Below are 25,560 nucleotides of genomic sequence, written 5' to 3'. Positions count from 1 at the left end.
AATATTAATTTACTGTAGGGAATGCGGTGATGCGCAAACGTGCAGCTCCCATTGGGATCAGTTCAACCTCCTCCACTGCTGCCTGACTATCCACTGGGCTAGGTGGTAATACGGCAGTCAATCCATTCTCATCAATCTTCCAACCATCGATCCGTTTCGCTTTGACCTTAATGGAAATAGGCACCGCATTTGCCTCAAAAGGGAAAGCATCTTTTGGCCAGGGTCTCTTGATGACCTGCAGTTGATCGATTGCATTCAGTTGATTTTGAACCAAACCATAGTTCCACTCACTTGCGGGGAGGATTTCATATGAAGGCCATTTAGACGGATCCGCCGTTTCCTGCCATTTTGAATCACCAATAGCAGAAGCCTTACTATCTTTTTTCACATAATTCTCTTTGATTTTTAGGGCATAGGTCAATGGTCCCCGCTGAATACTTACAGCATTCTTATTGGCAGACCATGTTTTGAGATCAATGGTCATTGGTAAAGAAAGCTCAACTTTATCACCGTCTTTCCATTGTCGGTCAATCTGGATATACTTTGCGTCAGACACGATCTCTTGCGCTTTACCATTCACCTTAACCTCCGCTTGTTTGACCCAAGCTGGGATTCGTAGGTAAAATGGGAAATTCACCGTTTTGTCTTTTGTTTTTATCTCAAATCGGACTGATTCCTCAAAAGGATAGTTGGATGATTGTTGAATCTGAACCTGTTGATTATTATCCCCAACCTTAATATTGGCTTTAGAAGCAGCATACAGTACCGCGGCAACGCCGTTGTCATTGGTCGCCATATAAAGATGCTCCGCATAATAGGGCCAGCCCTGACTATGATTGTGCTGGCAGCAACGGGAGCTGAAAGGGTTCATCATCAAGAAAGGGCCATTATTATCAATGCCAGGAGCATGATTATGGCTATCACTGATACTCATATTAGGGCTCGTAATATAACGTAATGCCTTAAAATCTGCAGTAACGGCTGCTGGATATGTATTAAAAGCAACTTCTTCGGCATGATCAGCCCAAAAAGGATCTCCAGTTATTCCTAGTAGGATTTCATTGGATGCCATTTGTTCGACCATACCACAGGTCTCCACCCCCTGTCGTGGATCAGTATAACCGGGACGCGCGTTTTCATCGGCTCCAAACATTCCTCCGGGTACTTGACCAAATTGCTGTCTCACAAAATGAAAATTGTCGTAGGTTGCCTTTAGATCAGCATCTGACTGACTTTTCAAATAGTAAGTTGCTGGCTCCCGAAAACATTGAGCCACGTTCACATTGTGCCAATTCGGCAAATCATCTTTTTGGTGCCAATTTGCAGTATTCCGATGAATTTTATCCGCCAGATCCATTAACCATTCATTCCCTTGTGTCCGGTTGTAGAGCCAATAAACAGACAATAAATTGTCTCCCCCACGGCTATTTTCCCAATAGTCTTTTAGGAAAAAACTATCCGGTAGACTCGCCTGCCATTTAAAATATTTGGTCATTAAAGTCAATACGCGCTGGTCACCACTATATTCGTAATAGGATTGCAAGCACCAGAGCATGATCATGTTGCCCCATAAATCAGGCTTATTGTTCCGAAGGATCAAAGGTCCAAAATAACCATCTGGACGCTGGCTCCGGATAGCAGCCTCCAACCATATTTTTGATTCAGCAATAATTTGGGGATCTTTTAAGATATAGCCTAGATTGGCATAGCCTTTCAGCCAATATGGAACTTCTTCCCAACCATAATCGCCTTTACCATCCGTGCTCAACCAAGCATTATTTTTCTTGGATAACCAAGCACTGATCTCACCGAGATGACCAGTGAGCCCATCTTTCTGCAGTTCCAAATATTTACCCAGCCAGCCTTCAGGAACGATGCTGCCCACGGGTAGCTTCAGTAGAACATTTTGTTTCAAAGGAAGTCTATTATTGATATAATGTATATTTTTCCCCTCTATTGGCAAATGATCCACAGGATTGATGGATGATGATTGTGCCGAAGCAAAGATACCCATGCTCATCAGCAAACTTAACAAGCTAATTCTTTTTATCATGTTATTTCAATTTCTGAGGTGAGCTATCATACAAAGCTTCGGTAATACCATTGATCTTTAATCCTACTCTTGCATATACGGCACTGCTTTTGGTCAATATATCTTTCATGTCCAACTCCAATTCGACATGGCTAGAAGTGACATCGCTCTTTTCAATTTTATAGGAATATTGTCCTAAATCCACGAATTTGGTATCGTTGACCATCAACATCGCAAAATCAATGGGCCTAGTTGCATCTATTGTTTGTACATCAAATGACGCTTTAAGCATATTTCCTTCTATACGATACACGATATTATCCAGCGTATAATAAGGTTTTACCTGAAAATCGACCCTTGTATTTCCTTTAACCTGGACCAATAGTGTATCTCCACTACTGATCCATGGACCGTTACCACTGGTCGTCACTAATTTATAAGTTCCATCAAATAATTTTGTCGAAAACGAGCCATCCTGTGTCAAATAAACATTGACGGGAGATCGTAGCTGATAACCATCCTGCCATAATTGAAGATAAACGGATTGGTTTGATCCCCGTACACCAATGGGTTTCCCCTGATAGGTCACCTGACCATTCAGCGCACTTTCGGGTGCATCGTAATTATCTTTGCCGCAAGCAAATAAATTGATCAACACACCAAAACTGACTATTAATTTACAAAAAAAAGTTCTCATAAGAATAATGCTATTGATAAGGATTACGGACCAGCTTAGGATTGTTATCTATCCATTTTTGATCGATGAAATTATAATAGTTCTGATATTTAAAATTTCTTGGATATAGCGTATGGCTAGATTTTTGTTTTTCAAAAATCCATTTGCCATTATGAGGATCGCCAGGAGCGTAAATCCGATACGGGAACAGTGCATAATGTACCGCATTATTGTTATCGGCACTTCCGTTCCAGATGGTATGCGCCATTCGCCAGCGCTTTAGATCCCAATAGCGATGGTCTTCAAAAGCAAATTCTACTCGCCGTTCCTGAATAATATCGTTCAAGGAAATAGTCGTCAGCTGTTGAATACCCGCCCGTTCTCTAATTTTATTGACATAACCCACCAATTCGGTCTGTGGCTTACCAAGTTCAAGCCCAGCCTCGGCTGCAATAAGCAAAAATTCTGCATAGCGGAACCTGACAAACCAAATATCTGATCCACGTCCACGGGTAGAAGCATCTCTATTTTCATCAATGAACTTGCGAATATTAAATCCGGTTTTGTTGACATACATATCGTTCGAAGTGGTAGGCCCATCTTCACTGGTAATAAGTCCACCAAATTTATCATTTGAAGTCCCGGGTGAGGCCGTAATGGTTTTCCATGAACCATTTTCTTTATATCTGACCCCCGCTTGATAGGTAATTTTGGTACCCGCAAAATCGGCTCCTGAATAAATCACTGTTCCGAACAATCGGGCATCTTTATTGGCAAACAAATCTTCAGGATTTGTATAATAAATATAATCTCCTGAGGCTGTTTTGGTTTTTAAGTCACCATTACGATCATCCACATACTCAAATGATTCAACCAGATTCAAAACAGGTGTTACAAAATTGGCATCAATATCGCCCCGCACAGACGACGCGATATTATTATTGGAAAAAAAATGTGTTTCTCCAGGATAAGCATAGTCTTTTACCCATATCACTTCATTGCTCGATTTGGAACTGACGGCAAGGTAGAAGTTCTTACCTTTATCCGGGTTTGCATTATACAATGCATATGGACTATTGTTAATGATTTCCAGTGCTGTTTCATAAGCAGTCTGGTAATACTTATTCGCCGCTGCTACAGGAATACCAACCTCATTTCCTGTCGTTTTCACATCTGGAGTTTTATAATTGTATTTGGCAATGGAAGCAGCATACAGACTTGCCCGTGCTTTTAAGGCTAATGCTGTCCATGTATTGGCTCTTGCCGAGTTGATGGTTTTTTCCGTGCCCAGCATCTTTGCTGCCTCCGTACACTCATTGATGACATAATCATAGCTTTCAGCTTCTGTGGCCCGAGACAGCTGTAACTCGGCAGGGTCCATTCCACTGGTATAATCATATACTTTGTCCCCGACCAATGGCACTCCGCCCAGCCGCTTGATCATATTAAAATAGGTCCAGGCACGAATGAACCTGGCCTCTCCCTCGATCCTTTTTTTATTGTTTTCATCCAATGTCGATTGACGAACTCCGACGATAAATTGATTGAGATTACGAATCAATTCATAATCGTACATGCGCCAAAAATCATTTGGAAACTCCTGCATATTATTTGGAGAACCACTGGAAACGCCAGCTTCATCCAACATTGCAAATGAGCCATTGTCACCAAATTGCTGTCCCCAGCTAACCCTCCCGTAGTAATTGGCCAATACAGATTTTACCATATTTTGGTCCGAGAATACCTGATCGTCGGTAAAGATAGCTTGAGATTCTCGTTCCAAAAATTTATTACAACTTGAAAATGTACATACTAAACATACACCCAGCAAAATAACCTTCCTATTTATCATTTCTATTAAAAAGTTAAGTTAACACCAACATTTATAACTCGGTTTGTCGGATATTGAACCCCTGAATCACTTGTGATTTCAGGATCGATTTTCATATCGCCCAAATTGTCGATACTAAACAGATTCTGCATCATGGTATATATCCGGAATTTTTGGATTCCCCGAGGCTTCATCCATTTGTCGGGCAGTGTATATCCAATTTGTAGATTTCTTAATTTAAGGTAATTGACGTTCGTAAGCCAGAAATCACTCTTCCAATAGTTACTATGATCGCGGTTACCTCGAATCAATGTGGGGTACTTCCCTGGGATCATGGAACTATTCGGGTCCGTAATATCACTCAGCATCCATTGATTTTCCATATAATATTGTGGATTATTCCCACCATCGTGAAATGGTAGCATCGCCTCATAATTAGGCGTATAAGATGCAAATGCGGCACCAGTGAGATCCATGGCAATATCAATTCCTTTAAATTGTGCACCAAGGTTGATACCATAATTAAAATAAGGCAGCCCCTCTTCTCGGTAGCCTATTGGTCGCTCATCTAATTCATTGATGACCTTATCTCCATTGATATCTTCATACTTAATATCTCCGGGTCTTAATGTTGAATTTCCCTGACGATCATTATCCACCTCATAATTTCCAATTTCTTCCCAGGACTGAAATTGGCCCAACGCATGCAGTCCCCAATTTAGGTATGCATAACGGTCATAAATCGAATTGCGATATTGATCCCAAGAATTTCCAAACCGGGGTTTATATTGCTCGCCATCGGTCTGACGCGCAAATGTAAAATTTCCACCCACAAAATAACTGAGTTCCCTGACGCTGCTTCGCCACATAATCGATCCATCCACGCCACGGTGTATATCTGAATCGAGGTTCTCGTAAGGCAGGCCAAATCCAACTTCGTTCGGTACTAATATATCATTCCGAGAAGCCGGCAAACCATACCTTTTCCGTTGGAAGAAATCTAGGCTACCTGTCAGTTTACCTTTCAATGTGCTAAAATCCAATCCGACATTTAGCATATGTGCCTGAATCCAGGAAAGCGTTTTAACTGGAAGCCCCCGCGGCTGTGTTCCAATAACGTACTTTCCATCAATTGTTGAACCTGTTATATTCTTTGGTCCATCCTTGTCTGGCTTTCTGAAATAGTTATAGCCACTCAAATAATCGAAAGCAAAATAATTCCACGCATCTAGGTTATCATCCCCCAATACACCATAAGACCCTCTGAGCTTCACATCATCCAAGATCTTTCTCAAACCATCGGACCAGAATTTTTCAGATGAAATTCGCCAGCCAGCAGATACTGAAGGGAAAAATCCCCACCGGCTTCCGGGCGCAAATTTCCAGGAACCGTCGTACCGTGAAGAAAGTTCCAAAAGATACTTTTGATCATAGTCATAATTGACACGGCCAGCAAACCCCGCTCTTGCTTGGGTATTGATCCCAGTATCATTATAGGTATCCATGGTTTGAAAATAAATCAAACTTAATGCATTAGATGCAGGCCGATCATGAACATAAATATCTGGATTATCCCGTTTTATGGATTCAGCTGCAAGCACGGCATTAAAACCATGTTTCCCGAATCGCTTATTATAATTAAGGGTAAATTGTGTGGAAATTTCTTCGACCTGTGCTATAGAGCGCTCCCGCCAAGGATTGTCCATGCTAAAAATTACGGGGTAAGTATCCGTCTTTTCATCATACCCGTATAATTTATAAGTAAACTCTTGGTTGTCCATCCATTTATTGGCAAGATAATATCCTACCGTTCCTTTGGCGACCAAATCATCAGTGATCTTATATTCTGCATTGAAATTCAATTGCATGACACGCCAAGTTTCCTTATAGGTACCTGAAAGGTCATAGTTCAGCATAGCAAAATTAGTCTCAGTATTGGCTGCAGTCTGTGTTGGATATAGTGGATTATCGTTAGCAAATGGTCTAGCTGTGGGTAAGTTACGATAAATCGCAAACAATGCTTGCCAGGTATCATCAGCACCGGGCACTCCAGGTTGTTTCCGTTGTTCTATACGTCCATTCAGATTGGCCCCTATTTTTAGTCTCTTCGAAACACTTGCATCGATGTTCATCTGAACATTTGTGCGCTTAAACCCACCATAATTACGGATAATAGACTGCTGATCCAAATGCCCTGCACTCAAATAATAATTGATCTTTTCGGATCCACCACTGACATTTCCTGAAATATAAGTCTGAGGGCTGGTTTTTAGGATATAATCATACCAGTCAAAAGGACGGTATCCTTTTTCAGTACCTTGCTGCCACTTTTCCAAGTCTGCCAGTGAATATTTAGGGTCTTTAACCCCCATAATAGCGTCCGATTGGATATAACTCCTGACATAAGTACTGACGTCCGCAGGTTTGGGAAAACGAAACATATTCTGCGCGCCGTAATAAGAATTGATATTAAAGGTGTTGCTTTCACCTCTTTTCCCCTTTTTTGTAGTTACCACCACCACACCATTCGCTGCCCGTACACCATAAATCGCAGCCGATGCATCTTTCAGCACCGAAACAGACTCAATATCATTAAAATCTAGGTTATTAAACTGTCCCTCATCTTTCTGAACACCGTCAATGACATATAACGGCGCCCCCATGTTGCGGATACTGATCCCCGTTGAGGCTCCAGGCCTACCATCATTCATACGGCTGTTGACCCCTGCAATCTTTCCGACCAGTGCCCCGGAAGTTGTAGTTGCGACAGACCTGGATATGTCTTTTGAAGAGACAGCGGTGATTGCTCCCGTCACTGATTCTTTCTTTTGTGTACCATACCCCACAACAACAACTTCTTCAATCCTCGAATCATCAGCCTCTAAAATAATGGTTAGCACTTTTGAGGCAGGAACTTCTTGACGCAGATAGCCAACGGATGTAATTAAGAGTATTTCACCCTCATTCACATTCGTCAGGTTAAACGTACCGTTTGCGTCCGTAGAAACGGCCACAGCGGGCTTTGACTTCAATGCAATGGTTGCACCAACCACTGGATTTCCATCCTTATCCTTGACTACACCCTTAATCGTTTTTTGCAAACCGACCCCATCAAAAGCATCAGGAAACAAGTTACCTCCCCTTGCTAAGGGAATAAAACCGCTCGTGCAACAGAGCAATGTAACAGATATTGGCAAACATTTAAGACCCTTAAACATACCGAAAATGATTAGTTTATATAATTGATTACCCAAAATTAGTGCTTATTCAGACAGACGGACTTTCGTTTTTTCTCAAAAAACTGCCTATTTGTATCAAATACCTGATGGCTTCCTAAAACGTTTTAAATCAAACAAAATAAAGAAAGCACATCACTTCACAGCAATGCACTTTCAAACCAATCATTATTAAATATGTATTATTTCACCGAAAAACGATAAAGGGATTTCGTCTGATAGACTTCACCTGGATTGACTACTGTTGTCGGAAAAGTTGGTTGATTTGGAGCATCCGGGAAATGTTGGGGTTCGAGACAAAAAGCAGTTCTAAATGAGTCTTTTGTCCCATTCTTTAGCTGCACTTGCTCATTCATAAAATTACCACTATAGAACTGGATACCTGGTTCAGTCGTAAGCAGGTCCAATACAATGCCGGACTTGTCACCGACGACATGTGCAGCTTTATACCAATCCCCTTCCTTCTCTTTATCCAAGACAAAATTATGGTCATACCCCTTCCCATAACTCAGCTGTTCATCATTCACATTGATGTCTTTTCCGATCGATTTCAATGTGGTAAAATCAAATGCTGTTCCTTTGACTGGTGCCAATTGTCCAGTTGGTATAAGTGTACTGTCAACAGGTGTATACTGGTTGGCAAATAATTGAAGCTGATGATCCAAGATGGTACCACTGCCTTCCCCATTCAAATTAAAATATGCATGATTTGTCAAATTAATTACCGTTTTTTTATCAGATTCCGCACGATAAGTAATCATCAGTTCATTATCGTCATTTAAAGAATAGGTAACTTCCATCTGTATATTACCCGGAAATCCTTCCTGGCCATCCGGCAATGTATAGGCAAAAGTAAGGGATGATGTGTCGGACGCCTTCAATGTCCAATGAGCAAAATGAACCCCCTTAAAACCTCCATGTAATGTATTGGGACCATTATTCACGGCCAGGTGATAAGATTTTCCATCTAGTTTGAACTTACCTTTAGCAATACGGTTGCCAAAGGGGCCGACAATAGTTCCAAAAAACGGTTCTTTTGGATTATTATAAGCTGAAGCATTAGAAAAGCCTAATACCACATCGCATAATTTTCCATTGCTATCCGGTACCCATAAACCGACCAAACGGGCACCATAATTAGTAAAATAAGCCTGTACACCATTCTTATTGCTCAATTCATATAAATAAACATTTTTTTGCTCAATGCTAGCTTTAAATGATGTACTGTCCATCAACGCGGATACTGTATCGGTTTGAGCGGTTTTAGAAGTTTTCGAGTGTTGGCAGGATATACAAAAAGTAAGCATAACAGACAGGCCTAGCAATGTCATTTTTCCTTTCATTCGTATTGATTTAAGTGGTTTATAATCTTTGTTTAGTCAGAACTTACGTCCTTTTCTAGATTTTTTATAATTTTAGCGGTCACAATGCTCTTGCTAAAGTCCTAAATATTTTATGTTTTTTAGGATTAAATTGTTTCAATCTTGAACTATTTTGTATCAATAACCGAATGATCATGACAACCCTAAAGCCGATAAGTCTATTATATATATTGGTGCTGCTTCCAACTTTCATCTTTGCCCAACCTTACTATTTCAATCATTATCAGATCAATGAAGGCCTGTCCAACAATGCAGTAATTTGCAGTATGCAGGATAGCTATGGTTTTCTTTGGTTTGGCACAAAAGACGGATTAAATCGATTTGATGGGAACAGCTTTAAGCATTTTGACAATTCAAAGTCACAAAAAAACAGCTTAGGAGGGAATAATATTATTTCCTTAAAGGAAGATTTCAGAAAACAGATCTGGATCGGTACTGATCAGGGTATCTACTGCTATGATCCCATAAAAGAACAGTTCAAATTGTTAAGCAAACAATTTGAGCAAGCTGAGGTACCTGTGATCATTACAGATCAAAAAAAGAGAATTTGGTTTATAGCAAATGGTATGCTGTACTACCATGATCTGACCACCAACAACATTAAACAGATTACAAAATCGGATCTCTACATTACTTCTGTCAGCTGCACAAAAAATGGCAGAATCTTTTTTGGCACACCAGAAGGAAAAGTTTTTCAGGTAAACAGCTTGGACAAACCTATCCTTATGCTCGATTTACAGTTAAAATATGGCACAAAGGATTGGTTTAGCATAGAAAAAATTGCGGAAAATCGCAGCGGACAATTACTAATCGGGACATCTAAATCCGGTGTCTATCTATACAATCTTCAGGAACAGACACTCCGATCAATCTTGGGCCGCGATCATCTGCATCAATTTCTATATGTCCGGGATATTTTACAGCCTAATGATGATGAATATTGGTTTGCGACAGAATCAGGGCTATTTATCTATCAGATTGCCACTCAACATTATATCAATATCCAAAAAGAGCAGGATGACCCATGGGGGATTTCTGATAATGCAATATACAATATCTTACAAGATAAGGATCAGGGAATCTGGTTGGGCACGTATTTCGGTGGGATAAATTACTACCACAAAAACAATAGTATTATTGAAAAATTCCTACCTAAAGACCGTGCTGGTAATTTAAAGGGCTCCGCTGTGCGTATCATCACAAAAGATTCCTCGAATAATGTATGGATCGGCACTGAAAATGGCGGTTTGTCCATGCTGGATCCCCAATCAGGAAAAATCCAAAATTTCTCCGATAAACATGGCCATCTGGCCAACAATAATATCCATGGAATTCTTCCGTTCCAGGACAAGCTATTGATCGGAACTTTTGTGAATGGATTAGATATCTTTGATCTAAAACAGCAACAAGTTGTCTATCATATCGACCGAAATAGCTATACAGAATCCGAGTTACAGAGCAACTTTATCTTTTACCTTTATAAAACCCGGCAGGGGGATATCCTTGCGACATCAACACGTGGATTATATCGTTTTGATTTTGCTGACAGAACTTTTCATTTAATCCCAAATGTTCCAAGTTATATGTTTTATACCACCGTATTAGAAGATAGGCGGGGAAATATATGGTTAGGAACATGGCGTGATGGCCTATTCTGTTATCACCCCACAAGCCACTACTTCAAGCATTACACACATCGTCAAGACGATCCAAACTCTCTTCCCAATAATCGGATCAACAGCATCTTTGAAGATTCAAGAGAACAGGTATGGATTGCCACGGAGGGTGGCATGGCCAAAAAGTATTCTCAACGTGAGGGTTTCGAGAAAATTGGCCTTGAGGAAGGTATGCCCAGCAATGTGATTTTGGCCTTTTTAGAAGACCGACAAAACAACCTGTGGGTAAGCACTTCTAAAGGTCTTGTACGCTATCATCTTTTGAATGGTCGAAAACGAATTTTCAACCTGGAATCTGGTCTTCCATCCATTCAGTTCAACTACAATTCATCTTTTGATGATGGAAATGGAAATTTCTATTTTGGAACAATTAATGGGCTAATCCGTTTCGATCCCAAAAGACTCAATCAAATCAATTATGACACAAACATTCCGCTCTATATTACTAACTTTTATATCAATAATAAGGCAATAACTCAGCACACTGATCCACGCATTCTTACCAAATCAATCCTATTTACCGATCAGATTAAACTGAAACATGATGAATCTTCCTTTAGTTTAGACTTTGCAGCTTTGCATTATCAAGCACCGCATTCCATTCATTATAGCTATAGGATGGAGGGGCTTGAAGACAGCTGGATTGACATTACCAGCAATCAACGGGCTTACTTTACAAAGCTTGCCCCAGGAAATTATATATTTACAGTAAAAGCTGAGGATCCCAATGGAAATACAATTCCTACTTTTGCACGTCTGAAAATAACTATTCTTCCCCCGATATGGGCTAGTCTTCCTGCATTTATCTGTTATGCATTGATTCTTGGATCGCTGATCTCCTTTATTATTCACCACTTCAACGAAAAGGTAAAACAACGGAACAGACAGCATCTTTTGACTATACAAAATCATCGCGAACAAGAACTATATCGATCTAAAATCAACTTTTATACAGATGTTGCTCATGAGATACGCACACCACTTACCCTGATCAAGGCTCCTTTGGAAAAGCTCATGGAAAAGATCGAGCATAATCCAGTCACTGACAAATTGCTGCTAACGATGCAGAACAATACCGAGAAGCTTATTTCCCTAAGCAACCAGCTCCTGGACTTCCGAAAAGTTGAAACCGAAGGATTCAAATTGCATTTTGAATTGGCGGATATCAGTAGCACAGTACAACAAATCATCAATAATTTTGGTATCACAGTTCAGGCCCAAGGGAAAAAAATGCAGACCAATATCGCTGCGGACATTATGGCATACGTCGATCTGGATGCCTTTGATAAAATCTGCTACAACCTATTAAATAATGCACTTAAATATTCTTCAGTGTATATCCAAGTGAATTTAAACGTGGATAAACAGAAAAATATTTTTATATTGACCGTGAAAAACGACGGGACTTTAATTCCTTCGGAAGAAAGGGAAAGAATTTTTGAACCATTCAATCGCTTAAAACAAAACAAGAACGTTCCGGGTAGTGGACTAGGCTTGGCACTGACAAGGACCTTGACATTAAAACATCAAGGCAGTCTGTTCTATGATGTCGACCGTCTCCAATTGAACGTATTCACCTTAACATTACCCTTGAACCGCAATAGAAACTGATGATTATGAATGCAAAAGCCAATTTATTACTCGTAGATGACCATACTGAACTGCTTGAATTTATTGCAGATGATCTCAATGAGGAATATCAAATAACAACAAGCTCAAACGGAAAAGAGGCTCTGGAGCTCCTTACATCTGAATATTTTGACTTGATCGTCAGTGACGTTATGATGCCCGAAATGGATGGCTATGAACTTTGTCAGAAAATTAAAGAAGATATTACCTTTGCCCATATCCCAGTGATCTTATTAACCGCAAAAAATAGCATCGAATCTAAGATCCAGGGATTGGAATTTGGTGCAGACGCTTATATAGAAAAGCCTTTTTCGCCTGCGTTTTTAAGAGCTCAGATTGCGAGTTTATTAAAAAACAGAATCAAGATAAAAGAATTTTTTATTAAGAATCCGATGTCGCAAATACAACATATCGGACAAAACCAAAGTGATCAGGATTTCTTGCTCAAAATCGAGGAAATTATTATGCAGCACCTGGATGATCCGCAGTTCAACGTGGATAGAATGGCCGATATCCTCTGTATGAGCCGTCCCACACTATATCGAAAAATAAACATTGTCTCGAGTTTATCCCCTAATGAATTAATAAATCTTACTCGACTTCGCAAAGCAGCAGAGCTGCTCAGTTTACGACAACATAAGGTCTACGAAATTTCCAATTTATTGGGATACAGCTCTGCCACACATTTTTCAAGAAATTTTCAGAAACAGTTTGGTCTCAGTCCTACTGAATTTCAGGACAGTCAAACAGCAGCGCACCGATAGTAAATCAGTTTCGAAAGCACATTAGCAATCAACGGCATAATATACAACCGCATTTCAGACTAAATTTACTGACCCGAGATAGATCGGTTAGAAGATGCAGCGATTTTTGGCCTGGTCATATCTGTCTGGGCTAATACAGCATACTGTGTTGCATAGGCAAACATAAACATCGCCTCCAGATTGCATTTATTTTTATCAGCAGGCCAACCTGCCAATAAGTCTGCTGGCAACAAGCCATCTACCAAAAAATTGGCATATCCATAATCCAGATTTTTCTGAAAAGAGTCCATAAATAATGTCGCTTTACCATATAGTGGATATATTGAAGAAAAACCTTTCAACAGTACACCGTTAAACCAGTTGTTAAAACCATCATTGGCATAACTATAGTAGCCCGGAATCTGCTGCCCTAATTTACCAAAATAATTGAAGCTGGCATCAGCTAAGGTTTTTCCTTCAACAAGATATTTTTCTGATTTTGTAACACGGTACAAATCCGCGGCTGCAGATAGCATGGTACCACAATTGTAAGAAAAAGCTGTTCCTACAGCTTTGTTCAGTACGGTATTTTTCCGATACTGTTTTCCTTGAACCATTTCATAAGCAATTGAACACGCTGGTGAACAATCCCCCATCATATCCGCATATACCCCATTATCATTCAGTAAATTATCTTTTTGCCATTCGTAGATACGCTGGGCATAGTGAAGATAGAAATCACTTTTCAGTTCTATTTTTGAAAGACGGGTCAGCTTATCCTTTGTGCTAATATAATGTTTGGTAATTTGATCGCTTTTGTTTTTATAAATCTCATGCAGCGTGACAAGAGGACTGATGATGGGAGCATTGCTACAGGCATGTTTAGTGACATATCCTGGTCCCCAAGGGATTCCACCATGCTCTTTACCCTGCTCATCTAATGTACAATCCCAACCATCTAAAATATATGCCGTTAGATACTCCGCTTCTTTCAGGTAATTCTCTTTACCCGTCAAGTGATAAGTCTCCAACAATTCCTTTACCAGCCACATCTGATCATCATAAACATTGAATATTCCCTCAACATTGGCTTTACCCTTTTCTTTTGAACGGTCTACCGCATATACTGTCCATTCTTTATGCTGGGTAAAAGAAGTTAATGTAAAAGTACCCAAATAATAAGCTGCATTCGTGTAAAGTTTGGCTATTAATTCTACATAACGCCCATAATAAGCATTATAAAGTCTCGTATCACCCCTTTTCTGCTGTGCTTGAAGTCCATTTAATACAGCATTTACCGCCTCGATCGCAGACGAATACATCCAAACACTGGCTGTTTCTTCTGATCTCGTCTGAGAAAAAGGATTATAAAATCTGTACATTTTCAGCTCCTCATCAGCAAAATAGGTCGCCATAGATCGATCAATCAATTGTATGGCGCGGAAGAGGTTTTCGTCACCCCGATCTTGGCTACATACTGCAAAAGATTTTTCTGTCGCCTTCAAGGAGACCCAGTTAATACATTGAAGCTGTAGCAAGACTACAAGGACAGACAATATTAGAAAACGTGGTAATTGACAGAATTTGATCATGGCGGTGGTTTTAAATTGATTATTACATGATGCCTCTACACATTTTGGCAATGTATCCCGAGGAGCTTCAAGATACATATTTTTTAAAGAAAAAAAAATCGCATTTATAAATGCGATTTTTATAGCTAAGCTAGGATGTCAATGATACAGACTGACGATGCCGTTTAACAAATTGTTTCTTTACGAGGTACAACTTATAATGATCGTATAAACCAATAATCAGTAGCACTGCACAAACCACATAAAATGTCTTATTAGATAAAATGGCAAAGGAAATACCGCTTAATAACCCTCCTAGCACATAAGCGATAACGATACTCAACAACAAATGAAATTTGTCCACTAGAAGCCGATTGGTCCTATTGGACTCTTTCGTAAACATTGATATCAAAATCGCCAGATCTGTAGTCAGCCCGGTCAAGTGTGTGGTCTTCACGACAGAATTGGAAATACTTGCGGTCAGGCCATTTTGCAAGCCCATAGCAAACAGCAATGCTCCCACCAATACCTCTGTCTCCTTTAAAGAATCTTCATAGAAAAAATCCAGATAAATACCGACAAATAGTATACTTATTATTTCCAATATCAAGGGAATTGAATGTGTCAAATAAGAACTAAGCCGTCCTTTACCATGGATAATGATTAGATTGGAGAGCATGCTTCCAATCAGAAATAACAGTATCCAAAATAAAACCACAGCGCCCTGATACCAATTGCCTTTCGCCATTTCCTGTGCAAAAACAGCATAATACCCGGTCACGTTAGAGGTAAAAGAAAAGAAAACAATGACAGATGCAACATTGACCATCCCGGCAGAAAATGCAGTTATTCCTCCAAGTTTAATATTATCCTGAATTGTTCGATGATTACTATATTTTCTCAGCATATTTCTCCTTTCCTCCTTTTTTCAATACAATACGTGCTATTCCTCTTGTTTGCATGTCCAGATTAAGATGCAAGATCAATTGATCCTTGCTCAGTTTCTGTATTATAAAGCTTTCGACAAGCTCGTTATCTTTCCGAAGTTCAAGAATATGTCCTCTTCCTTTTAAAAACCAATTGTATTGTTGACTCTGATGATGGGCTACAAAGTTTTTATCCCTCGTTCGCTCAAAATGCCACATTCCATCCTGTAAAGGTGGTAAATGGGCTATTGCTTCATCCTTAATTTGTTCATGAATAATCGTTTGTCTTTTGAATGTAGGAGACTTCTCTACCTTTTCAAAGTACCACCCCTGTTCTTCCCACTCTCCTTCCAAAAGCCGCTCAGGGTTTTCATAAAACATTACCATCGCAGTCGCGCCAAAAAGTAAAAAGGACAAAAGAACAAAGTTGAATCTTGCTAGTATCTTCCGTTTAATAGTTAACATCCCATTTCTTTTTAAAAAATAAATCTGCCAAGACATTGCCTCCAGTTTTGTTTGTCCCTGATTTTTCTACGATTGCAATACCATCTGGTTTACCTTCATTCAGACGCAAAAATGCTCGTCCTACATCAAAGAAATGCCGGGACCGTTTTTCAAATTGATAATCACTTGGAACCTTGACCTCATCAATCTTGGCTCCAATAAGATAATGTTGTAAATAAGTAGGATTATCTGTGCCGATAATATCCGTGTAGATATTCAGTTTTCGATTTTCATAACGATGACAGATCATTTGACATGCTTTCAAAAAATCATCAGATTGAAGATCATTGAGTTGATCTTCCAATGTAATGCCCAATAATTCACTGATTGAGGTACTACTCTTATTTCCATAGATCAAAATTATGTCCAATTGCTCAGCGCTCGACTGCTCAATGCTATGGATTACAAAAAACAATGAATCAATCGTAAAATCACTTGGAATCAGTATTCGTGTTACTTTTGCCATACCTACCTATTTTTACACAAAATTAATGGGTAGGAATGGCAATGGCATGAATCTAACATTAGCTTTCCATTAGAATGCTCATGTGATTATTAAAAAGAGATTAAAAATGAGATCAAAATTAAAATAAGATTAAAATCGAAGATAGGTCGGTAATTCTATTTCCACAGTTGTCCCTTCTCCAACTATAGAATTAACCTTTAGGATCCCACCATGAAGTTTTATAATATTCCGAGCCAAAGGCAAACCAATTCCATAACCGTCTATTCCACTCGTATTGGATGCCCTAAAATAGGGGTCATAAATATGCCCTAATTCTTTTGAAGGAATTCCTATTCCTTTATCCTTTATGAGGATAAATACCTTATTGTCCAATGCTCCCAATGCAATATAAGCAGTTCGGTCTGAAGAGTATTTACAGGCATTGCTGATAATATTGGACAAGGCAAGCTGAAGCAGAATTGCATTTCCATTTATTTTAAGCCGCATGCTATCATCAGGAAGCAAACTAAAATCAGTAACAATCTTAAATTTGTCATTAATAGCTTTCACGGTCAGCTCAGCATCCATGATAATCTGATCAATACGAACTGGATTGAGCATGGTCGAATTATTGACAAAGCCAGTACGTGCTAAAAGAAGGAGTGCCCGAGTTTTTTTCTCCAGATGTTCTGCCGATTCGATGATTTTCAACAGAGTCCGTTGATACTCCTCTTTGGTCCTCTCCTTTGAGAGCGCCAGATCAGCTTGTCCAATAATCGATGTTAAAGGTGTATTCAGCTCATGAGAGGCATTACTGATAAAATTTTTCTGTGTTTCAAACGAAGTTTCCAAACGCGTCAGCATTCCGTTGAAAGTGAGTGCCAGATCCTGAAGATCCCCTTTATATTTATCCTCATCCAAACGTTTGTCCAAATTTTCAGAGCCGATCTCCTGCACTTCCTTCATCATGGTAAGAATGGGTTTTAGAAAAGAACGTTTCATAAAAACTGAAACTACTAAAATGAAGAGGACCCCAAGAATAAAGCTAATAATCAATAGGTTGCGAAGATACCTCAAATGATGTGTATAGAAGTAGTTCTCGGCCGAGGCACCGACAATATAATGCTTGTTATCCTTGGTAAAGTACTTTGTCGAATAAAATTGATTTCCAGCTTTAAAATTTGAAGTCCCCGTTTTATTGATTCTATCCCATAATTCAGCATGAAGTCCTTGACTTCTCAAAATATTACCATGCTGGTCAAACTCTACCAAAAACTCATGTTGATTGTTCAGATTCTCTATAAAGTCCAAACTCCATTGATCTGTCTGATTGGCCAACTGGTTATTGAGAAATTTTTCAGCAGCGATATTTCTTCGCAGATCTAAGCGTTTGTAAAAATCTGTAAAGGCAAAATTCGTAATGGAGTAAAAAATAAAACCAACAAAACAACTGACATATACGATTAAAATCGCGATCAGATAAATAAGCTTTCTGTTATAATTGTGCATTTTAAAATATTCAATCTTCGATTTTAAGGACATATCCCATTCCGATAACAGTATGGATTACTTTTTTATTGGTTATCTTTTCCATTTTTTTCCTAAGATAGTTCACATAAACATCAACGACATTTGAACCAATATCAAAATTTATTCCCCATATTTTATCCAACAGTTCACTTCGCTCGAACACTTTTTTAGGGTTTTGTATAAACAATAAAAGCAAGCGATATTCTGTACTGGTTAAGTTAAGGTCCTGCCCTTCACAAAATGCAACCTTTTTATAATCGTCAATGGTTAAAAACCCATAGCTGAACACATCTTTTGAAATTTGCTTTTCACGTTGATTGGACTGGATGATGAACTGTTGCCGACGAATCAGTGAGCGTATACGGGCTTTAAGTTCGATTAATTTAAATGGTTTAGACAGGTAATCGTCAGCACCATTATCAAGCCCTAACACGACATTTTCAGGTGTTCCAAGTGCGGTAAGCATCATGATTGGCAAGTCAATATATCCCCATTGCCGAATCTGTTTACAGATATCCAATCCATTTGTCCCCGGTAGCAGGATATCCAAGAGCACCAGGGCGACATCCTGATTCGCAAGGAGTTGCTCCAACCCTTCGGCTCTACCAAGATGAATAACTTTATAACCATCTTCTCCTAGTCCCTGCATGATTAAATCAGCAACATCTTGCTCATCCTCTATTAGAATAATTTTTTGCAACTCCATATTCATCTTTATGTAACGACCCAATTAGCCTACTATCCACAGCATAAAAGTAAGGTTTTGATCCTATAGACACAAATTTGAAGGCTATGATCTAACCCTAATTATTTCCCTGTCCACCAACAGGTGAAGACCAAACAGCCGCCCCATTTTTTTGCGGCTATCTCTTTATAAAAGCTATCTGATTTTCAGCCAATTTAAAAGCCTATCAATCTTAAATGATAAAAATCGATAGGCTTTTTTAACCAATAGAATAATGTCAGCTGCTTTTTAATGCAACGGTTTTATCTTTACTTCATCAACTATTTTTCCTTGCTGATCAATCACCTTAAATGACCCTTGTTCACTGGTTAAGTTCACTTTGAGTAGGTTATTATTAGAATTTACAATAATGGGAAAATTCACTGCACCTGTCTTCTGCTTGATGATATGTTTATGCAAATGTCCGCTGAGCATGATCTGTGCCCCAGACCTGTTCAGTATGGGTACAAACTTATCGAGGATTTCCTGCTCTCCATGCCATCCACCAAAAGGAGGCATATGACAGATAATCACTTTATACTTGGCATTTTTATAGCTAGACTCCTCAACCGCAGCTTCCAGCCATTTGGCTTGTTGAGTTCTATAATTGTCCATTTCAACAATGCCACTGTATTCCATATCAGAGTCAGGCTTATCTTCTCCACAGTCCAATACGATAAAAGCTGTCTCACCATGTTGAAATTGATAATAAAGTTTTCCGGTAGGGGTTGGAAAATAGTGTGGGTACGCAATGGCAAATGGGCCTCTTGTTTCATGATTTCCCCGTGAATAAAACATGGGTTTATTGCTAGCAAATCGTTTTATTGCCGTATCCATAAAACCATCGAACATCTGCTGTTCACTTAAAAGGTTATCAACCATATCACCATTAAAAACAATAAAATCCTGGCTCGGAAGATCGGAAAGGTCCAATAATTTATTTAACACATCGCTACGGCCATGAATATCATTGACCACAGAAAACCGAGTTGCCTGGCTTGGTCCAAGCGTAACAAAAGACAACGGTTCTTGTCGGTACACCCCCGTTGCTACCACCTTACCATATTCAACATTCACGCCGACATGTTTGGTCACTTCCTGACTATACACACGATAGCGATATTTTGTTCCAGGTTTTAGTCCTGTTAAATCCACTTGATGAATGGTTCCCACTTTTTTGAACCCATAGGCTGCAGCAAAATATTTTGGCCGTTCGGTATGATAGAAATGACTTGAATCATCGGGAGCCAATTCGACCCATCCCGTTGCCGGGAGATTGGTTGTCCATAGAATAGAAACTGATTGCTCGGTAAGCCCCTGAATATAGGGCAAATGGGTCAGGCTTATTTTTTCGCTTTGCTGCGCATTACCATCAAAAATTAACAAATGCAATAGCGCTAAAGCGACATATCGGAGATATTTGTACATAAGGTTTAAATTAGCTTAGCATGTTGTGGCCGCATCAGCATCTTATGCAAAGGCGACCACAACAGATAATATGTATTAATTTCCCCAACCAGGATTCTGCTTTAAATTCGTATTTAATTGCAGTTCTTGGACAGGTATTGGATATAAATAATCTTTGTTTTCATCAAACGCCTTCTTGATATGCGAATTAACGATGACGTTTCCTTCGGTTCCGTTTTCCAGCACAATTTCTGAGCCAAGCTTCAGTAATTGAATGCCAGAAGCTGTAGGTTTGTCTCCCTCATAAATCCAGACGTCATCCTTACCATCATTATCCAAATCGAATTTGCCAATACTTGGAAAATACATTCCTTTAAATTGCCGAGTCACCAATTGACCACTTTTCCAACGTAGAATATCATCCCAACGGAAAGATTCCATGACCAATTCGATGCGGCGTTCTCTCCGTATTTCAAGGATCACGCCTTTCATATCTCCCTGTACGTTTTTATAATCTTTCTCCAAAAATGCATCCGGTTTTGAATTAGCTTGCTGCAAATTTAGATTCGGCATCCCTACCCGATCACGGATCAGCTTAATGGATTTATCCAAATCGGCCTGGTTCAAGGTACCTAATTCAGCTTTGGCTTCTGCATAGTTTAATAATACTTCTGCATATCGGAATATCGGCATATCATTTTCAGAACGATTATAGTTATCATATTTCATATCACCCACAAACTTAATCAATTGATAACCTGTCACCGAGTTACCAAAATTCGGAGCAACTGGTGCTGCACCTCCAATGCGTTGATATCCGGGTGTACGAATGGTCTGGCTCAAACGAGGGTCACGGTTTTGTATCTCTTCTTTAAATGTCAATGTTGTATAATTTGGCTTATCCGTAAATCTGCTTCCATCTTTCATCAAGTAAGAATCCACCAAATTTTTATCGAGTCCCGGTTTGCCATACGATGCTGTGATGGTATAATAATTGACATTATGCCATATCTGCAGTGCATCAGAAAATTTTCTTGCCAAAATAACTTCCTCGGGCAAACTGTTCACACTATAGAACAAGGCGCCATATGAATCTTTGCCTGCAGCATTATAGATCTTATATTGCCCTCCTTCCATGAGCTGGTTCGCCGCATCAGCGGCTTTCTCCAATAACTCGTTAGCACCTGCAAGATTAAATTCAGTATGGTACTTCCTAAAGGTTCCTTCAAAAAGAGCAATTCTGGATTTCAATGCCAAAGCTGTCCATTTCGTTACCTTTTCGTCACTTTTTGTATCTGAGAGATGCTCTATTGCGTAGTCCAGATCGGCAAGAATATTGTTTACAATCAGCGTCCGGGGATCACGAGGTTGCTTGAGTTGTTCCTCATCGCTTTGATCAATCACTTTATCGTACCAAGGCACATCCCCGAAACGTTTCAGTTTATCAAAGTAAAAATAGGCGCGAAAAAATCGAGCTTCGGCTATATATGGGGCTGCTACTTCTTCAGAAACAGTATTCGTACAATTTTCCAAAAAGTAGTTAATATTACGTAGATTCGACCAGGTCCAGCCCCCCCCACTAATAGGCACTTGTCGTTTCCCTGTCAATTCATCACTTAATGTCGTTTTAACAATATTATCAACAGATTCATTGTAGACACCTTCTGCTGAAGGTAATGCAGCATCGTAGAATGATTTGGTAAATAATGCAAGATCTTTTTCAGATTTAAATGAATCTTCAGGTCTAACAGCTGATTCAGGCAACCGTTGTAAATAATCCTTGTTACAAGCTGTCAACCCACAGCTCAACAATATATAATATATAAAGAATGTTTTTTTCATGATATTAAAAAGTTAAATCTAGACCAAATGAAAATGTTTTAGAGACAGGATATGATCTGCCATTTGCTTCTTGTGCAGATTGCTCTGGATCGATGTATTTGGAACGCAGCTTGGTCGCTGTCCAAATATTTTCTCCGGAGACATAAATACGAGCGTTACTCAATTTGACGCGCTTCAGCCAATTTTGAGGCACAGTATATCCAACCGTCAGGTTCTTCAGTCGTATATAGGCCAGATCCTGCAAATAGCGGTCTGATTTCACATTCAAAGAGCCCCTATCGTTCAGTGCAATATATCCACGTAACAAGGGATAGTATGCATCCGTATTTTCAGGCGTCCATATATCGTCCGCAAAATCTTTAGGAACAAAAGAATAATAAGGTCTTGAATAAGGTCCCCAAAATTTATCCGCATTGGCACCTGGCCACCAATGTTGCCGGCCAATTCCCTGGAAAAACGCCGACACATCAAATCCCTGCCAACTTGCACCAAGATTAAACCCAAAGTTGTAGCGTGCCCTACTATTACCAATAATCATTTGATCACCCGGATTCATCAGGGTATTATCCCCGGCATCAACAACCCCGTCCGGGTTTCCATCCTTCCCTCCAATATCAACAAACTTCAGATCACCAGGATGTAATTTTGACCAATCTCCTGGCGCCGCTAAACGTTGTTTATCCACATAGTCCTGATTAACCTTCCAATTGTCGATCTCCGTCTGTGACTGGAAAAAACCATCAGTCTTATATCCCCAGATTTCACCAAGTGTCTGGCCGACATAGTAGTTACTTAGCAACATTTCCTTATTATCAAAACGTGTGATTTTCGCCTTGGAATCAGATAAACCAAGACCAATATTGTAACCAAAGGGTTTGCCATCTAAATCAAATTGATCACGCCAGGCAACAGAAAGCTCCCAGCCTTTATTTTGCAAGTCTCCAGCATTGGTCTTTGGTGATGCAGAGCCATATACTGCTGGTAAGGTTTTGCCCGGGATCAACATATCCAAGGTGTTTCGGATAAAGTAATCCGCAGAAACACTCAATTTGCTCTTAAAAAACTCGAGATCAGTTCCGAAATTCAGTGTATTGGTTCTCTCCCAGGTCAGATCGGGTGAAATTGGAGTAGGCGAACTCAAATACTGTGTTTTTGTTCCATTAGTAATATAATTAGACAATCCAGCATTCAACAATTGAATGTAACCATAGGTAGCTGCTTCTTGTGCATTACCAAGAGCGCCATAAGAAACCCGAATCTTGGCTTCGTTCAAGACAGGTTTCAAACTTTCCATAAATGTCTCCTCAGAAAGACGCCATCCTCCTGAAAAAGAGGGAAAGAATCCATAACGCTGACTGGAAGGAAATTTGGAAGTTCCATCGTACCGACCATTAACTTCCAATAGATATTTACCTTTATAGTTATAATTCAATCTTCCAAAATATCCACGTAATGCCCATGTATTTGCATCCCCCAACAACTGCATCTGTCCAGTTCCCAATGCAAAATCATTTAGATCTTCTAACAGCAAGTTATTATGCGTCCCCCCAATACGTTTATATCCAGTGGTCTCCTGATTAAAACCTAATGTTGCTCCGATCTGATGATCTCCCAATTGTTTATTATAATTAGCAAAAAGATTCAGCGAATGTTTAGGCTTGTTGATAATAGTCTCTGTGTATGTATCATTTCCTAGATAATTGATGACTCCAGGAAACACAGACCAAGGAGCAACAGTCCTCCGATTCCAATTATGCACTGGATTATGTGTAAAAGTATAATTTCCAGTAACCGTCAAGTTTTTTGTCAGCTGAAAAACAGCTTCAAACATATTGATAAATTCATATTTATCTTCACCGCCTTTTGATTTTCCATGCAATAAATCCGCAAAGATACCATCACCGATATTATAATTATTTAATTCAGTCCTATAGGTTGCCGTACCATCGGGGTTCATCGGAACGTAAGAAGGTAAGGCATGCACGGTAGTAGAGATAAAATTATTATTGTTATCCGGGTTTGTTGCCCAACCCGGGTAGGTATAATTTTGATAATTGAGTTGCGTATTTGCGCTCACTTTTAGCCAAGGGGTGACTTGTGCATTTATCCTCGATCTAACATTATATGCGTCAAATTTATCCTGATTAATCTTCATCAGCCCTCCTTTCTCATACAGGCGGCCGGAGATATAGTAGTCTATCTTTTCACTTCCTCCCGAAAAGTTCAATGAGTGCTCCATAGAAGCCTGAGTTTTTCGGTATGTTTCATTCCACCAATCGGTATTGCCATAGTATACATACTGATCTTTACCATTTCTATTCTGAATCACGACAGAAGGTAAAGATGGGTCGGTTTTTCGTTTCAGCAATTCAGCATAATCCTCTTCAGTATAACCTGTATAACTATTCCCCGTTGCCCTGATAAATGCTTCATCATTTAACTTGGCAGCATCGTATCCACTGGTTATGAAATCAGTATTCACTGTAAGACCGGCCCAGCCAAAATTATTACTATAGTTAATATTCATTTTACCGGCCTTCCCTTTTTTGGTGGTTACGAGCATCACACCAAAAGCACCGCGAGCGCCATAAATAGCAGCTGCAGAAGCATCTTTCAGTACAGAAATTGACTCAATATCCCGCGGATTGATGGTATTAATACTGCCCGGTACGCCATCAATTAGGATCAGCGGTTGTGCATTTGCCGAATTGATCGAGGCAAACCCGCGGATATTGACATTCCCCTCACCTCCTGGTCTGCCATTGGTAAACGTGATGTTTAAATTCGGAATAGCACCTTGTAAAGCCTGCGTGGCATTGGCGACGGGTCTATTCTCCAGCACCTTAGAGTCAATTTGGGTTACAGCTCCCGTCAAATTAACCTTTTTCTGTTTACCATAACCGACCACAATCACCTCATCCAGTGATTGGTCAGTTGATACCATGTCAATCGTCAACGTCGTTGATGCAATGTTTATCTGCTGAGTTTCAAATCCGACTATGGATACTTTCAATAGCTGTCCGATCTTCCCATCAATAACAAAGGCACCATTAGCATCTGTTTGAGTCGATTTGCCGGTAGATGAGTTCGTAATTGATGCGCCGGCTATAGGCTCGCCAGCTGCGTTTTTCACAACCCCTTTAATGGGCATTTGAAGTGTGGTAGACATTTCGACATCAGGAATAGATGTCAGAAAGACAGGTTTACTCTTTGCCCATGTGTTGAGCGAGATCCCGATCATTACAGGAAGTAATACATGTTTCGTTTTCATGAATTTGGTTTTGTTTTTCTTCGGTTACAAAGAAAGGTTATTTAATATTTGTAAATTATTAACAAAGCATTACTAAACAATGAAGCCAAAATTGGTTTAAGTGAATATTAAGATAACACAATTTTAACACGAAAA

16 protein-coding genes are annotated in these 25,560 nt (G+C 39.6%); 2 read left to right on the top strand and 14 right to left on the bottom strand.

Annotation, left to right across the window (positions count from 1 at the left end):
• Nucleotides 1–4 precede the first annotated feature (4 nt).
• The 5 genes from HX021_RS00420 to HX021_RS00400 form a co-directional block, all read right to left on the bottom strand.
• Nucleotides 5–2,053 (bottom strand): beta-L-arabinofuranosidase domain-containing protein, encoded by a 2,049-nt coding sequence (locus tag HX021_RS00420; protein ID WP_286587428.1) that lies wholly within the window; start codon nt 2,051–2,053, stop codon nt 5–7.
• A gap of 1 nt (nt 2,054) precedes the next feature.
• Complete coding sequence (locus HX021_RS00415; RefSeq protein WP_286587426.1) at nt 2,055–2,729, bottom strand: DUF3823 domain-containing protein; 675 nt, start codon at nt 2,727–2,729, stop codon at nt 2,055–2,057.
• Nucleotides 2,730–2,739: 10 nt separating this feature from the next.
• Nucleotides 2,740–4,491 carry a RagB/SusD family nutrient uptake outer membrane protein gene (locus HX021_RS00410; protein ID WP_286587425.1) on the bottom strand — a complete coding sequence of 584 codons (1,752 nt, stop codon included), beginning with the start codon at nt 4,489–4,491 and terminating at the stop codon, nt 2,740–2,742.
• Nucleotides 4,492–4,565: 74 nt separating this feature from the next.
• The gene (locus HX021_RS00405; RefSeq protein WP_286587423.1) at nt 4,566–7,757 is read right to left on the bottom strand and encodes a SusC/RagA family TonB-linked outer membrane protein; all 3,192 of its coding nucleotides are present in this window, start codon (nt 7,755–7,757) and stop codon (nt 4,566–4,568) included.
• A 200-nt stretch (nt 7,758–7,957) separates the two neighbouring features.
• Complete coding sequence (locus HX021_RS00400) at nt 7,958–9,118, bottom strand: aldose epimerase family protein (protein WP_286587422.1); 1,161 nt, start codon at nt 9,116–9,118, stop codon at nt 7,958–7,960.
• 173 nt (nt 9,119–9,291) lie between these two features.
• Here HX021_RS00400 and HX021_RS00395 point away from each other — a divergent pair, with 173 nt between their 5' ends.
• Nucleotides 9,292–12,444 (top strand): ligand-binding sensor domain-containing protein, encoded by a 3,153-nt coding sequence (locus HX021_RS00395; RefSeq protein WP_286587420.1) that lies wholly within the window; start codon nt 9,292–9,294, stop codon nt 12,442–12,444.
• Nucleotides 12,445–12,449: 5 nt separating this feature from the next.
• Nucleotides 12,450–13,226, top strand: a complete 777-nt coding sequence (locus HX021_RS00390) for a response regulator transcription factor (protein WP_286587418.1) — start codon at nt 12,450–12,452, stop codon at nt 13,224–13,226.
• 65 nt (nt 13,227–13,291) lie between these two features.
• On the opposite strand, the gene HX021_RS00385 is transcribed toward HX021_RS00390, so the two are convergent.
• From HX021_RS00385 to HX021_RS00345, 9 genes are all read right to left on the bottom strand, one after another.
• Nucleotides 13,292–14,797, bottom strand: a complete 1,506-nt coding sequence (locus HX021_RS00385; protein WP_286587416.1) for a glycoside hydrolase family 76 protein — start codon at nt 14,795–14,797, stop codon at nt 13,292–13,294.
• Between the two features lie 130 nt (nt 14,798–14,927).
• Nucleotides 14,928–15,683 carry a YoaK family protein gene (locus HX021_RS00380; RefSeq protein ID WP_286587415.1) on the bottom strand — a complete coding sequence of 252 codons (756 nt, stop codon included), beginning with the start codon at nt 15,681–15,683 and terminating at the stop codon, nt 14,928–14,930.
• Entirely contained in the window at nt 15,667–16,167 is a 501-nt protein-coding gene (locus tag HX021_RS00375) for a hypothetical protein (protein WP_286587413.1), read from the bottom strand. Before HX021_RS00375 ends, HX021_RS00380 begins: the two co-directional genes overlap by 17 nt.
• Nucleotides 16,154–16,672: a hypothetical protein gene (locus tag HX021_RS00370; protein ID WP_286587412.1), complete on the bottom strand. Its 519-nt coding sequence runs from the start codon at nt 16,670–16,672 to the stop codon at nt 16,154–16,156. The genes HX021_RS00375 and HX021_RS00370 overlap by 14 nt, the downstream gene beginning before the upstream one ends.
• 129 nt (nt 16,673–16,801) lie before the next feature.
• A complete protein-coding gene (locus HX021_RS00365; protein WP_286587411.1) occupies nt 16,802–18,160 on the bottom strand; it encodes a HAMP domain-containing sensor histidine kinase in 1,359 nt (452 codons plus the stop codon).
• 10 nt (nt 18,161–18,170) lie between these two features.
• Nucleotides 18,171–18,887: a response regulator transcription factor gene (locus HX021_RS00360; protein ID WP_286587409.1), complete on the bottom strand. Its 717-nt coding sequence runs from the start codon at nt 18,885–18,887 to the stop codon at nt 18,171–18,173.
• A 267-nt stretch (nt 18,888–19,154) separates the two neighbouring features.
• Nucleotides 19,155–20,333, bottom strand: a complete 1,179-nt coding sequence (locus tag HX021_RS00355; protein WP_286587407.1) for a purple acid phosphatase family protein — start codon at nt 20,331–20,333, stop codon at nt 19,155–19,157.
• Nucleotides 20,334–20,408: 75 nt separating this feature from the next.
• Nucleotides 20,409–22,154: a RagB/SusD family nutrient uptake outer membrane protein gene (locus HX021_RS00350; RefSeq protein WP_286587405.1), complete on the bottom strand. Its 1,746-nt coding sequence runs from the start codon at nt 22,152–22,154 to the stop codon at nt 20,409–20,411.
• Between the two features lie 4 nt (nt 22,155–22,158).
• Nucleotides 22,159–25,425, bottom strand: coding sequence for a SusC/RagA family TonB-linked outer membrane protein (locus HX021_RS00345; RefSeq protein ID WP_286587403.1), 3,267 nt, complete (start codon nt 25,423–25,425; stop codon nt 22,159–22,161).
• Nucleotides 25,426–25,560: the final 135 nt, after the last annotated feature.

Source organism: Sphingobacterium sp. N143, assembly GCF_030325625.1.
Taxonomy (GTDB): domain Bacteria; phylum Bacteroidota; class Bacteroidia; order Sphingobacteriales; family Sphingobacteriaceae; genus Sphingobacterium.
This window is presented reverse-complemented; position numbering and strand designations above follow the sequence as displayed.